At 73.5% G+C, this 13,343-nt stretch carries 9 protein-coding genes; 3 read left to right on the top strand and 6 right to left on the bottom strand.

Features of this window, described 5'->3' with window-relative positions:
• Positions 1–72 precede the first annotated feature (72 nt).
• Complete coding sequence (gene treY / locus G011_RS0102620) at positions 73–2,457, bottom strand: malto-oligosyltrehalose synthase (protein WP_019607090.1); 2,385 nt, start codon at positions 2,455–2,457, stop codon at positions 73–75.
• A gap of 213 nt (positions 2,458–2,670) precedes the next feature.
• Here treY and pstS point away from each other — a divergent pair, with 213 nt between their 5' ends.
• A complete protein-coding gene (pstS, locus tag G011_RS0102615; RefSeq protein WP_019607089.1) occupies positions 2,671–3,816 on the top strand; it encodes a phosphate ABC transporter substrate-binding protein PstS in 1,146 nt (381 codons plus the stop codon).
• Between the two features lie 295 nt (positions 3,817–4,111).
• On the opposite strand, the gene G011_RS0102610 is transcribed toward pstS, so the two are convergent.
• The 5 genes from G011_RS0102610 to G011_RS0102590 form a co-directional block, all read right to left on the bottom strand.
• Positions 4,112–5,779 carry a glycosyltransferase family 2 protein gene (locus G011_RS0102610; RefSeq protein ID WP_019607088.1) on the bottom strand — a complete coding sequence of 556 codons (1,668 nt, stop codon included), beginning with the start codon at positions 5,777–5,779 and terminating at the stop codon, positions 4,112–4,114.
• Positions 5,780–5,980: 201 nt separating this feature from the next.
• Positions 5,981–6,154 (bottom strand): hypothetical protein, encoded by a 174-nt coding sequence (locus G011_RS31580; RefSeq protein WP_019607087.1) that lies wholly within the window; start codon positions 6,152–6,154, stop codon positions 5,981–5,983.
• A gap of 198 nt (positions 6,155–6,352) precedes the next feature.
• The gene (locus G011_RS0102600) at positions 6,353–7,354 is read right to left on the bottom strand and encodes a C40 family peptidase (protein WP_013153302.1); all 1,002 of its coding nucleotides are present in this window, start codon (positions 7,352–7,354) and stop codon (positions 6,353–6,355) included.
• A 483-nt stretch (positions 7,355–7,837) separates the two neighbouring features.
• Positions 7,838–9,736, bottom strand: a complete 1,899-nt coding sequence (locus tag G011_RS0102595) for a S9 family peptidase (RefSeq protein WP_019607086.1) — start codon at positions 9,734–9,736, stop codon at positions 7,838–7,840.
• Between the two features lie 384 nt (positions 9,737–10,120).
• The gene (locus tag G011_RS0102590) at positions 10,121–10,627 is read right to left on the bottom strand and encodes an Rv3235 family protein (protein WP_019607085.1); all 507 of its coding nucleotides are present in this window, start codon (positions 10,625–10,627) and stop codon (positions 10,121–10,123) included.
• A 154-nt stretch (positions 10,628–10,781) separates the two neighbouring features.
• Here G011_RS0102590 and G011_RS0102585 point away from each other — a divergent pair, with 154 nt between their 5' ends.
• The gene (locus G011_RS0102585) at positions 10,782–11,648 is read left to right on the top strand and encodes a glycerophosphodiester phosphodiesterase (protein WP_019607084.1); all 867 of its coding nucleotides are present in this window, start codon (positions 10,782–10,784) and stop codon (positions 11,646–11,648) included.
• Positions 11,649–11,653: 5 nt separating this feature from the next.
• On the top strand, positions 11,654–13,063 hold the full coding sequence (locus tag G011_RS0102580; RefSeq protein ID WP_019607083.1) for an MFS transporter: 1,410 nt from the start codon (positions 11,654–11,656) through the stop codon (positions 13,061–13,063).
• Positions 13,064–13,343: the final 280 nt, after the last annotated feature.

Raw genomic sequence — 13,343 nt, 5'->3', positions numbered from 1 at the left:
GCCCCTCCCAGCCGTCGGATCCGGGCCGACCACCATCGCGCGGACCCGGACACCGCCTCCGGACGGCGCTCCTCACTCCCGGGTCAGGACCGCCACCGGGTACCGGTCGAGGACCCCGGCCAGGTGCGCCAGGGTGAGCCCGTCGGCGCTGTCGGGCGCCACTGCCCGGCCCGTGAGCCGGTCGGTCCACGTCCCCGGCCCCGAGGGCAGCGCCACGACCGTGTCCGCCCAGCCCCCCGCGTCGGCCAGCCCGATGGGCAGCCGGGTGGCGACCACCGCCAGGTCGGGCCGGTCGGCTCCGGCCGAGGTCCGCGCGAAGGCCAGCGCGTGGTCCCGGGCCGGGCCGGAGGCGGTGAGCGGCAGGTACCCCCGGGGGCGCAGCTCGCGGCGCGCGCGCAGGCACGTGCGGACCAGGTGGAGCTTGGCCGCGCCGGTGGCGTCCACCGGCGGGCGCCAGCCGTCCTCGATCCGGGTCAGCAGGTCCGCGCGGGCCTGGTGGTCCACGGGCCTGCGGTTGTCGGGGTCCACCAGGGACAGGTCCCACAGCTCGGTGCCCTGGTACAGGTCCGGGACGCCCGGGCCCAGCAGCTGCACGGCCTTCTGTCCCAGGGAGTTGCTCCACCCGGCCTCGCGCACCGACTCCACCACGGAGGCCACCTCCCCGCGCAGGACCCTGTCGCCCAGCACCCGCGCTGGCCAGGAGCGGACGCGGTCCTCGAAGTCGGGGTCCGGCTCGGTCCAGGAGGTGCCCAGCCGCGCCTCGCGGGCGGCCTTGAGCAGGTAGTCGGCCAGTCGCTCCTCCCCGATGGGCCAGGCGCCGACCAGGGTCTGCCACCCCAGGAGGTTGAGCGCGGGTTCGGGCAGGGCGCACCGCCCGGTCCAGCGGCGCACGGCCTCGGCGAAGGGTTCGGCCACCTCCGACAGGGCGGCCAGGCGGGCGCGCACGTCCTCCGAGCGCTTGGTGTCGTGCGTGGACAGGGTGGTCATGGTGTGCGGCCGGGCGGCCTCGCGGCGGGCCGCGCCGTCGTGGAACTCGCGCGGCGTGACGGCGAAGTCGGCGGGGTCCCAGCCCACCTCGTTGAGGGCGACGAACCTGGTGGTGCGGTAGAAGGCCGTGTTCTCGGTGCCCATGGCCACGACCATCCCGCTGGTCTGCTGGATGCGCCGCGCGGCCTCGCCCCGGGGGTCGCGGCGCACCCGCATGTCGAGGGCCTCCAGGTCGTGGGCCAGGTCGGGGCGGTGCCCCATGGCGGTCTCCACCGCCCGGGCCCAGTCGCGCTCGCCCTCGGGCAGGTAGGAGCGGTACACGTCGAAGGCGCACAGCAGCTCGGCCACGGCCTCCTCGCGGCGGCGCACCGCCTCGGGCGAGGGCGCCTCCCGCCCCCGTTCCGGCCGGGGCGGCAGCAGGGCGGCGATCCGCCGCACCTCGGCGCGCAGCAGCTCGGTGGCGGCGTGGCGGCGGGCGCGCAGGTCGGCCCGGGCGACGTCCACCTCCACCCCCTGGTCGAGGGCGAGGGTGGTGAGATCGGCCTCACCGGAGGGGTCGACGAACACGCCGCAGAGCTCGCGCAGGGCGTCGTACCCGGTGGTCCCGGCGACCGGCCAGGACTGCGGCAGGTCCTCGCCGGGGGCGAGGATCTTCTCCACCACGACCCAGCCGCCGAAGCGCTCGGCGAGGCGGCGCAGGTAGCCGCCGGGGTCGGTGAGCCCGTCCACGTGGTCCACCCGCAGACCGTCGAGCTGGCCGAGCTCGGCCCAGCGCAGGATCTCGGCGTGGGTGGCGTCGAAGACCCCCGCGTCCTCCACCCGCACGGCGGCCAGCTCGCTGACGTCGAAGAACCGGCGGTAGGTGAGTTCGCCGTCACCGCGCCGCCAGGACACCAGCCGGTAGTGCTGGCGCTCGTGCACCGCCTCGACGGAGTCGCCGGGTTCGTGGGTGCCCGGGGCGAGCGGGTAGCGCTTGTCGTGGTAGGCCAGGCAGCCGTCGGCGAGGACGAGGTCGGCCAGGGCGGCCCGTCCGCCGTCGCCGTCGTCGCCCAGCACGGGGATGAGCAGGGGTCCGGCGTCGAAGTCGATGTCGAAGCAGCGCGCGTACACCGAGTCCCGGCCGTGGGCGAGGACGTCCCACCACCAGCGGTTGGCGTCGGCGCGCACCACGGACATGTGGTTGGGGACGATGTCGGCGACCACTCCCAGGCCCAGCTCGTGCGCCTTGGCGGCCAGGGCCTCGCGGGCGGCGTCCCCGCCCAGTTCGGGCGAGACCCGGGTGGGGTCGACCACGTCGTAGCCGTGCTGGGAACCCGGCGCGGCGGCGAGCATGGGGGACAGGTAGACCGCCCCGGTTCCCAGGCGGTCCAGGTAGTCGAGCAGGTCCGCGGCGTCCTCCAGGGTGAACCCGGGGCGCAGTTGGAGGCGGTAGGTTGACGTCGGAGCGGTGGACGTGTCGTGCGTGCTCATCACGCATCTACCCGTGCCCGTACCGTCCGCGTGTCATGCACGCCGGTCCGCGTGAGCGCCATGCCACACGGGGCCGCCTTGGGGGTGGTCGTCCGCCGATGGTTAAATTCTTCGGCGGTGCTCCATCACCAGCGACGACGCGCCCGTTCGGGGACGCGCGGCGGTGAACGCAGACCAGGACCACCGACACCGACGAAGGGGATAGAAGCAGTCGTGCTCCCGTCCAACAAGCGCACCAAGACCGGCGTCCTGCGCCACAGCGGGGCCTCCAGGGGGGCCGCGTCGGCCGCGCTGGCCGGCCTGCTGCTGGCCGTGACCGCCTGCGGCAGCGACCAGGCCGTCCCGGACAGCGCCGCGCCGGAGGTTCCCGAGGGCCTGGAGTGCTTCTCCGGCAGCCTCTCGGGTGCCGGCTCCAGCGCCCAGGAGAACGCGATGACGACCTGGATCGCCGGTTACCAGTCCGCCTGCGACGACGCGCGCGTCTACTACAACTCGATCGGTTCGGGCGGCGGACGCAGCCAGTTCATCGACGGCGCGGTGGCCTTCGCCGGGACCGACGCGGCGATGGACCCGGACGAGAACGCCGACGCCAGGGAGCGGTGCGGCGGCTCGGACGTGGTCAACCTGCCCGCCTACGTGATCCCGATCGCGGTGGTGTTCAACCTGGAGGGCGTGGACTCGCTGAACCTGCGCCCGCAGACGCTGGCCAAGATCTTCAACCAGGAGATCACGCGCTGGAACGACCCCGAGATCGCCGAGGACAACCCGGACGCGGACCTGCCGGACATGGCGATCACCCCGGTCAACCGCTCCGACGACTCGGGCACCACGGAGAACTTCGCCAACTACCTCAGCGCCGCGGCGCCCGACGCCTGGCCGCACGAGCCGAGCGGGCAGTGGCCGCTCACCGCGCGCGAGTCGGCGCAGGGCAACAGCGGTATCGCCGACACGGTCGAGCGGGCCGGGGGGTCCATCGGCTACGTGGAGATGTCGCACGTGCACGGCATGTCCACGGTGGACATCGGCGTCGGCGGCGAGTTCGTGGAGATCTCCCCCGAGGCCGCCGCCCAGGTGGTCGCCGAGTCCCCGCAGCGCGAGGACAACCCCAGCGAGTACGACCTGGCGCTGGACCTGAACTACGGCACGACCGAGGCGGGCAGCTACCCACTGGTCCTGGTCAGCTACGAGGTCGTGTGCCTGGACTACCCCGACGACGCCCAGGCCGAGCGGGTCAAGTCCTTCCTGCGCTACGTGGTGAGCCCGGAGGGGCAGTCGGCCGCCTCCGAGGAGACCGGGTCGGCCCCGGTCAGCGACGCCCTGCGCGAGAAGCTCTTGGAGTCGATCGACGCCGTCGGCTGAGCGGTCGCGGCGGTGACGCGGCGGGCCGGGCCCGGTCGGGGGCCGGGCGGCGGTGACGCGGCGGGGTCCGGCCGCGCGCGAGACGGACCCGGGCCGCGCGAGCCGCGGGAACGGACGTCACGGGCACGTCGCCGAGGCGGCGTGCCCGTCGCACACCCGGCGTCGGGTACCTTGAGTACCGGCCGCGTCGCCCTCGGTCATCCCCGGGATGCGGGGGCGCTCGGCGGGGTCCGCCCGCTCTCCGGGTCGATGTCTTCCCCCATCTGCCCGGTCGCGGTCGGACCCCGGGAGGCGGTCAGCCGCGCTCGCGGCGCAGCCGCTGACGGGCCCGCGCCCATCCCGAGCGCAGCCACCCTCCGGACCGCGCGGCGCCGGTGCGCTCCTCCCCCGTCCCGTACTCCCACGTCCCGCACTCGCCCGCCGGGCGCTCCTCGGTCCCGGCCCGCGGGGACGGTGCGGCCAACTCCGCCGGTTCGGGTTCGGTGCGCGGGGGCGGTAGCACCGAGCGGTACAGCGACAGGTCGGTCAGCGTCTCCTCCCCGGCGTGGATCCGGTAGCGGCCGTGCAGCGCGGCGACCACGTCGCCCAGGTCCTCGTCCTCCTCGCGCACCCGCAGGGCCCGGGCCAGCGCCCGGGTGCGCCACAGCCGCACCCCGGCGTCGCGGGTGGGCGTGGCGGCCGGGAAGAGTTCGGTGAGTCCCGCGCGGGCGCGCTCGGCGCTGGCCAGCAGGCGCGACAGGGCCACCTGGCCCAGGCCCCAGGAGACCGGGACCTGGAGCAGGAAGGGTGAGGGGAAACCGGTGCGGGGCGCGGACGTGGCGAAGGAGATCCGGGGTTCGCGCAGGTAGTTGGCCTGGATCAGCCGCAGGTCCAGGTGGGGTCCGCCGACGTCGCGCCGGGCCCGGCCGTCCACCGCCCGCAGCCGCCGCGCCCCGCGCGCGCCCCCTCCCTCCTCGGCGCCCTCCCAGTCGGCGACCAGGGTCAGGGCCAGGTCGGTCTCGGCGCTGTCCAGGAGCCGGTCCACACAGCCGCGGACCAGGTCGTAGGGCGCGCCGGAGACCTCGACCACGGCGTGCACGAGCGGGATGCGGCGCCGGTGGGCCGGCACCCGCTCGCGGTAGGCGTGCGGGTGCGGCATGAACTCGGCGAGGACCTCGGTGCGGAAGCGTTCGGAGGGCAGCCGGGTGCGCGCGGTGCCCGCGCGGCCCACGTGCCAGCCGGTGGCGGCGGGTTCGGGCAGCAGGACGGCGCCCGCCTGCCAGAGGCGGTAGCCGAACTCGGTGTCCTGGCCCAGGTCGAGGTCGGGGTCCACTCCCCCGGCGGCCTCGTACAGACTGCGGCGCACGGCCGCCGCCGCGCCGACGTAGGCGTGGAAGCCCAGGTGGTCGGCGTCGCGCAGGCCGTCGCTCCCGGTGAGGACGCGCTCGACCCACGCGTGGTGGCGGCCGGTGTCCAGGGCGCCGTGCAGGGCGTCGGTGCGGGCCAGGGCCAGGACGTCGGTGGGGCTCTGGGGCCCGGTGTCGGCGAAGCGGACCCGGCCGAGCGTGACGGCCTCGGCGTGCACGTGGTGCCAGCGGGCCTGGGCCTCGACGAACTCGCGGCACACCACCATGTCGGCGTCCATCCACAGCAGGACGTCGCCGGTGCTGGAGTGGGCGCCGTAGGCGCGGGCGTACCCGGCGCCCCAGCCGCCGTCGGGGACGGTCAGGACGCGGCAGTGCGCGGGACGCAGGTCGGGCAGTCGCAGCGCCGGGGAGGAGTGGTCGTCCACGACCACGACCTCCATCAGGTCCTCGGGGTAGGTCTGCGCGGCCAGGGAGGCCAGGGCGAGGTCGAGGCGGCGCTGCCCGCCGCGCGCCGGGATGACGACGCTGACCCGCAGGTCTGGGGTCCAGCGTCCGATGTCGGGCGGTGTCAGCGCACCCCAGTCGTTGCGGAAGACGCGGGTGAGGACGCGTTCCACCCGGCCACGGTGCGACACTCCGTCAACATGGGACCCTACGTGCTTATTCAGTGACACATAGTAACCATACCCTCACTCGGCTCCACCGCGGAGGCCTTCGCCCATGTGTCAGGAAACGGGTCCGCGGCGAACGGACCGGGCACACGTGCGGGGACGCGCCGCACGGGTTCGGGCGGCGCGTCCCCGACAGGAGGTGCGCGGTCAGCGGTCCTGGCCGCTCTGCGCCCTGAGCATCCGGACGCCGAGGTAGACCACGCCCGCGAGCAGGGCGACCATCAGGAGCCAGACCAGGAGGCCGACCACGACGGACAGGATCCAGAAGAAGGCGATGACGACCGCGACCGCGGCCGCGACCCTGAACACGAGACGTCCCATGGGCGGCAGAATACGCGGAACGCACCGCCGTCCGGAACCCGCGTCCCCGACCCGCTCCCGAGAAGGATGCGTCGGCCGAACCCGTGCGGCGCTGCCCTGTACCCACAGCGCGTCTGGAGCTCCGGCACCGGCTGTGGGTACAGGACCACCGCGGGCCGGAACCGCCGCTTCACACCAGTGACGGTTCCGGTCGGTCCACTAGCCGACGCGGACGGCGACGGTGAAGACGCTGTCCCAGTAGGCGGCCAGGGAGACCTCCTCCAGCGGCTTGGACGGGTTGGAGCCGTGGATCATGTTGCCGTTGCCGGAGTAGATCCCCACGTGGCTGGGCGAGGACTCGCTGTAGAAGAACAGCAGGTCCCCGGGCTGGACCTCGTCGCGCGAGATCCGGGTGCCGGCGTTGACCTGGTCGTAGGTCGTGCGGGGCAGGTTGACCCCCGCCTGGGCCCACGCGGCCTGGACCAGGCCCGAGCAGTCGTAGCCGTCGGGACCGGTACCGCCCCAGACGTAGGGCTTGCCGATCTGGGCGCGGGCGAAGTCCAGGACGGCCTGGACGTCACCGGAGGCCGCGACGGCCTCGCCGCCGCCCGTGGAGGCCTCGGAGGCGGTCGGATCCTGCCCGTCCAGGCTCTCCAGGACCTCGGACTGCTCGTCCAGGGCGGCCTCGCCCTCCTCCTTGGCCGTCTCGGCCTCGGAGAGCGCGGTGGAGGCGTCCGCCTCCGACTCGGCGGCCTGGTCGCGCAGGTCCTCGGCGCGCTCCACCTGGGCGACGTAGTCGTCCAGGACGGCGTCCTGTCCCATGGACAGGAAGTTCAGGTCGGCGATGTTCTGCAGCGACGCGTCCGGGTCGCCGCGGAACAGGACCGTGAAGAGGCTGTGCGTGGACCCGGTGTAGGCGGTCTGGGCGATCCCGGCGACCGTGCCGGACATGGTCTCCAGTTCCTCCTGGGCCCTGGCGAGCTGCTCCTCGACCTCCTCCAGTTCGGCCTCGGCGGCCGCGTGGTCCTCCTCGGCCTGGTTGTAGGCCTCGTTCAGGGCCGAGAGCTCCTCCTGGAGCTGCTCGTAGCGTTCGCGGGCCTCCTCGGCGGTGGGCTCGGCGAAGGCCACGCCCGAGGACAGGACGACGGCGCCCAGGGTGGCGCAGCCGACCGTCGCGACACGGCGCCTGCTGCGCCTTCCGGGCTCGGGGTTGCGAGTCAAGGGACCGACTGCCTTTCTCCCACACCCGTCTACCAGCGCAGGGCATCCCGAGGACGCGCCCGGGTGAGGACGCGTGGGAATGCGGTGAGGGGGATCCCGGCGGGCGGCGCTCAAGGGGGCCGAGGGAGGTGTGCCGGAGTTCTGCGGTGGCCTCTGCTCATGGGAAAGGACTGCTCGTGAGCGAGAGTGCGACGGAAACCGGACGCCGTCACCCTTGTGGTGACTAACGGGGGCGTTCCGGCCTGAGGGAACACTAATTCACCACCGGGAGCGGTCGCGACCCTTTCGTTACCTTCCCTTGGGCAACCCTCTGACCAGCGGTTCCATAACAAGAGGCCTGGAAAGCCCGTCCGATCGGGCGTGACGGGACTTAGTTCTCCCCTCTGGAGACACCCCAAAACGAGGCAAAGCCCGCCGAAAAAGTGGCGTGTATCACGCGAACCACTGGAAGGGGGCGGGGGCGGGCCCCCGCCCCCGCACAGGTCACAGGTGTCGCTGCCACCAGTCCAGGACCGCCTCGAAGCGGGCGACGCGGTGGCTGGGCAGGCCCGAACGCGACAGCTCGTGCCCCTCAGCGGGGAAGAGCAGCATCTCCACCTCCTGACCGCGCAGCTTCAACGCCACGAACAGGCGCTGCGCCTGCTCCACCGGGCAGCGCCAGTCCTCCTCGGAGTGGATGATCAGGAACGGGACGTCGATCCGGTCGGCGTAGGTGAGCGGACTCTCCTGGGCCCAGGTCTGCGGCGGCCCGTACAGCGGTCCGGGGAAGAACGAGCCGATGTCGGAGGAGCCGTGGAAGCTGTCGATGGCGTTGACCGCGCGCTCGCTGATCGCCGCCCGGAACCGCTCGCCGTGGTGGGCGGCGATCCAGGTGGTCATGAACCCGCCGTGGGATCCGCCCATGACGCCCACCCGCGAGGAGTCCAGCCGCTGGTCCTCCAGCGCCGCGTCCAGGAAGGCCAGCACGTCGGTGGCGGTGGTCGCGCCCACCGAGCCGATGACGGCCCGGCCGTGCTCGTGCCCGTAGCCCGATGAGCCGCGCGGGTTGCACATCACCACGGCGTACCCGGCCGCCGCGTAGACCTGCGTCTCGTCGAAGAGCTGGTGGCCGTACTGGGCGAAGGGACCCCCGTGGATCATCAGCACCACCGGGTGCGGGCCCTCGCCCTCGGGCACGGTGACCCACCCGTGCACGGGGTAGCCGTCGGCGGTGTGGGCCGTCAGCTCCCTCATCGGCAGGGGGTCCAGGGCGCCGGCGAACTCCGTGAGCGCCCGCGTGCCCCCGTCACCGACCAGGACCAGTTCACCGCTGCTGCGGCCGTCGGCGACCACCGCGACGGTGACGCCGCCCGCGCTGTCGAAGGACTGGACCTGTACAGGGCCGCCGACCACCGTCTCGGGCTCGCCGCCCCGGAAGGGCACCAGGACCAGGTCCACCGCGCCCCGGTTCTCCGCCAGACCGAGCAGGCCCCGCCCGGTGACCTTGGGGCCTCCGGCCATCCGCGGGTTGTGGGAGGGGGTCAGCCGGACGGGCGCCGCCGAGGCGTCGGCGGGCACCGACCACAGGGCGCTGGTCTGGCCCACGAAGTCGTCCAGGTCCGGGCCGAGCTCGTCGCCGAGGAAGTAGACGGTGGCGCCGTCCTCGGAGAACTCGCCCCGCACGGCGTCCAGGTTCCCGGCGGTGACCCGGCGCGGCTCGGCGTCCTCCTCCGGCGCGCACGCCCACAGGTCCTCCACCAGATCCGTGTCACGGGTGGCGTGGCGCGCGGCCGCGAAGACCAGCTCGGTGCCGTCGGGTCTCCAGGACACGGACCGGTGCTCGAAGTCGCCCCGGGTCACCTGGACCGGTTCCCCTGCCTCGCCCGAGGGGTCCAGGGGCGCGGAGACGAACACGTGCGTGCGCCGGTCGTTGGCGAACCCGAGGTCGTCCAGCCGGTACTTGAGCTGCGTGATCCGCCGGGGCGGCTCCTTGCCCGGTTCCCGGTCCACGTAGCGGTGGGGCTCGGGGACACGGGCGGTGTAGGCGATCCGGGTGGAGTCCGGGCTCCAGCGCGGGGCGCCCGCGCCCAGCGGGTGGGAGGTGACCTTCCAGGGCTCGCCGCCGTCGGCGGGCAGGACGTGGACCTGCGGGCGCTTGTCCTCGTCGGGGCGCAGGAAGGCGACCCACCGCCCGTCCGGGGAGAACACCGGGCCGTTGTCCCTGGTGCCCCGGGTGAGCCGGGCGGGCGGCGCGGAGCCGTCGGTGGGCACGGACCACAGGGAGCCCAGGTAGGCGTCCTCCTCCAGGTCCGGCCGGGTCACGGCGAAGACCGCGCGGCGGCCGTCGGGGGACAGGGTGGGCGCGCCGATGCTGTGCAGGTGGGCGATGTCAGCAGGTTTCATACAACGGATGGCCGTCCCGGCGCGGGGAGCGCCGTGACCGCCCCCTCCTTTTCGCTTGGCGGTGGGACCGTCGTTGGGGGCCACCGCGTGCCGGGAACGGTCGGGCCGCGACGGACGCCGCCGTTCGAAGACGGGACGCGCTCCGGTCCGGAGAACACCCCAGGGGGACCCTATCCAGGCTTCTCGCCGGAAATCCAGGTGCTTTCCGTCCGGCGGAACCCGCGTCCGCGCCGGGCCCGGACGAACGGAGGACGCCCGCCCGCGGCCCAGCCCACGGGACTCCGCGGGGAGGCGGGCGTGGGAACCGGCGGTGACGCGGGCGGGCACCGGCCGGGCCGCGGGACCCACCGCCCGGCGTCCGTCCCGCGGCCCGGCACGGGGGCCTCACCCGGTCGGCTCGACGGGCATCCCGCCCCGGCCGCGCACGGCGCCGTCGGTCTCCAACCGGGTGCACACCCAGCGGCCGTCGGCCTCACGCCGGGCCCGGAAGGCGAACACCCGGGAGCGGCGGTCGCAGCGGATCACGGCGTTGGCCTCCACACCGTCGGCGTCCACGGGCTGGTGGTAGACCTGGGTCAGCCTCGGCGCCAGCTCGCAGGAGACCGTGCCCCGCAGACGGCGCAGCTCCTCGCGGACCGGGACGGTCACCTGGTCGCGCAGCGCCTCGGGGGTGCGGCGGCCGACCAGGACCTCCGCCACGCGCTGGGCCAGCAGGTGCACGGGGCCGGGGGTGCGGTGGCCCGCCAGGAGTGGGGGCCCGCACCGGCGCACGGGCGCGTGGCGCGGAGGCAGGGGCGTGCGCGCGGGGGTGCGGACCGGCCGGTGGTACGCGGGGGCGCCGTAAGCGCACAGGGGCCGGGGGCAGGGGTAGCGGTGAGGGGTGTACGACATGAACAGGTCCCTTCCGGGAGGATGACGTTCCGCCTTCACCATGCACAGAGGCGCCGCCACCGTCCCCGTGCCAGCTGGCATTCCAGGTTTCGGAAATGTTCCGCCGCTCCCGGGCGCAGGGCGGGCAGCCGCCCGAAACCGGCATACTGCATGCGTGACTTCCGCCTACCTCTCCTCCCCCGTGCCCGTGGCCCTCGCCCACCGCGGCGGGTGGCTCCCCGACGACCAGGGCGTGCGCCGCACCGAACTGGAGAACACGGCCGCGGCCTTCCAGTACGCCGTCGACCTCGGCTACACGTACCTGGAGACGGACGTGCACGCCACCAGCGACGGCGTCCTCATGGCCTTCCACGACCCCACCCTGGACCGCGCCACCGATATGAGCGGCGCGATCGGCGACCTGCCCCACCGCGAGGTGGCCCGCGCCCGGGTGGCCGGGCGCGAGCCAGTGCCGGTGCTGGAGGACCTGTTGGGGACCTGGCCGGAGGCGCGGTTCAACATCGACGTCAAGGCCGACGCCGCGGTCCTGCCCCTGCGTGAGGCACTGCGCCGCACCAACGCCTGGGACCGGGTGTGCGTGGGCTCCTTCGACCAGCGCCGCCTGGACCGGGCGCGGCGGCTCTTCGACCGGCCCGTGGCCACCTCCTGCGGTCCCCTGGACGTGGTCCGGCTGCGGGCGGCCTCCCTGTCCCCGCTGCTGCGCTCCCTGGCCAGCCGGGTCCCGGTCTGCGCGCAGATCCCGCTGCGCCACGGCGCCATCCCCCTGCTCAGCCGGGACCTGATCGCCACCGCGCACCGCCTGGGCATGCAGGTGCACGTGTGGACCATCAACGAACCGGGGACGATGGAGCGCCTGCTCGACGCGGGGGTGGACGGCATCGTCACCGACAACACGAGCGCCCTCAGGGAACTCCTCGTCCGGCGGGGCCAGTGGCCCGGCCGCACCCCCTCCGACTCCACTGACACCTCCACCGGCACCTCCACCGACTCTCCCACCGACTCCCCCCAGCGGAACGGATAGCCCCCATGGCCACCACACCACCGGAGACGGACGCCACCGGCGCCCCCTCGGCCGATCCCGGCCAGCGCAGGCGCGAACAGCGCGGCTGGTACCTCTACGACTGGGCCAACTCGGTGTTCACCACCTCGGTGGTGACCGTGCTCATCGGCCCGTACCTGAGCAACCTGGCGTGTGTGTCCGCCGGGGCCCCGGACGCCGCGTCCTGCCTGGACCCCGCGCTGTCCATCAGCCCGCTGGGCCTGGACTTCCTCTCGCTGCACCCCAACGCGCTCTACCCGGCGCTGACCACGGTGGCGATCCTGCTCCAGATCCTGTGCCTGCCGATCGTGGGGTCGATGGTCGACCACTCGCGGCACAAGAAGCGGTGGCTGCTCTGGCTCGCCGTCAGCGGATCGGCGTGCACGCTGGGACTGTACTTCGCCACCGACGGCTACCTGGTGGCCTCGGTACTGTTCGTGCTGGCCAACCTGCTGTACGGGCTGGCGGGCGTGGTCTACAACGCGTTCCTGCCCGAGGTGGCCACGGCCGAGGAACGCGACCGGGTCTCGGTCGCCGGCTGGGGCATCGGCTACCTCGGCGGGGCCCTGCTGCTCGCCGTCCACCTGGGCCTGGTGGTCGGCGCTCCGTCCCTGGGCCTGGGCACGGACGACGCCGCGCGCATCGCCTTCGCCTCCTGCGGCCTGTGGTGGGCGGGGTTCACCGTCCTGGCGCTGCGGCCGCTGCGCAACCGCTACGGCGCCCTGGCGGCGAGCAGCCGGGGGCGGCCGAAGGTCGGACGGTCGCTGCGCCAGTTCGGGCACACGCTCAAGGACATGCGCAAATACCCGAACACGATTCTCTTTCTCCTGGCGTTCATCCTGTTCAACGACGGTGTGCAGGCGGCCATCCGCTACGCGGCGCCCTTCGCCACCCAGGATCTGGGACTGGACCAGAACGTCCTGATCGTCACCATCCTCATCATCCAGTTCGTGGCCTTCGGGGGCGCCTTCCTGACCGGCCGGGTGGCCCGGGTCCTGGGCAGCAAGAACACCGTGCTGGCCACGCTCGCGGTGTGGAGCTCGCTCGTGGCGGCGGCCTACTTCCTGCCGGTCGGGAACGTGCCGCTGTTCGTGGCCATGGGCGTGGGCATCGGCCTGGTGCTGGGCGGCACCCAGTCGCTGGCCCGGTCGCTGTACTCCCAGCTCATCCCCCGTGGGCGCGAGGCGGAGTACTTCAGTCTGTACCAGATTTCGGACAAGGGATCGAGCTTCCTGGGATCGCTGACCGTGACCGTGGCCGTCTCGCTCACCGGCGGCTACCGGATGGCGATCCTGTCGCTGATCGTGTTCTTCGTCATCGGCGGTCTGCTGCTGTGGCGCACGCGCATGCGCGAGGGGATTCTCGCGGTGGGCAACGAGGTACCGCGCAACCTGTAGACCGTCGAGGGGGCGGGGGTGTTGAGGGGGGCGGAGGTGTTGAGGAGGCGGAGGCGGCCACGTTTTCCCCAGGTGGGGGTTGGGGGTGTCCCGGGGTGGGGCGGGGATGGTTTCCTGAAAATAGGGGGGATCCCACCCTCGGAGGTTTTGGCATGCACTTAAACACTCCACATCCCGAACCCCACACCCTACGCTCAATGGGAATAATGAATTGAGGGGTAGGGAGGGGCCGCCCGCAGGTCTCTCCCCTACGCCGTTCTTGTCGGGGGTTGTTGGCGGC

Source organism: Nocardiopsis sp. CNS-639 (assembly GCF_000381685.1).
GTDB lineage: Bacteria > Actinomycetota > Actinomycetes > Streptosporangiales > Streptosporangiaceae > Nocardiopsis > Nocardiopsis dassonvillei.
This window is presented reverse-complemented; position numbering and strand designations above follow the sequence as displayed.

Bases quoted from the DNA above. Each gene is read 5' to 3' on its own strand.
- treY (WP_019607090.1), bottom strand. From the start codon at position 2,457: ATGAGCACGCACGACACGTCCACCGCTCCGACGTCAACCTACCGCCTC.
- G011_RS31580 (WP_019607087.1), bottom strand. From the start codon at position 6,154: ATGGGACGTCTCGTGTTCAGGGTCGCGGCCGCGGTCGCGGTCGTCATC.
- G011_RS0102595 (WP_019607086.1), bottom strand. From the start codon at position 9,736: ATGAAACCTGCTGACATCGCCCACCTGCACAGCATCGGCGCGCCCACC.
- G011_RS0102590 (WP_019607085.1), bottom strand. From the start codon at position 10,627: ATGTCGTACACCCCTCACCGCTACCCCTGCCCCCGGCCCCTGTGCGCT.
- G011_RS0102580 (WP_019607083.1), top strand. From the start codon at position 11,654: ATGGCCACCACACCACCGGAGACGGACGCCACCGGCGCCCCCTCGGCC.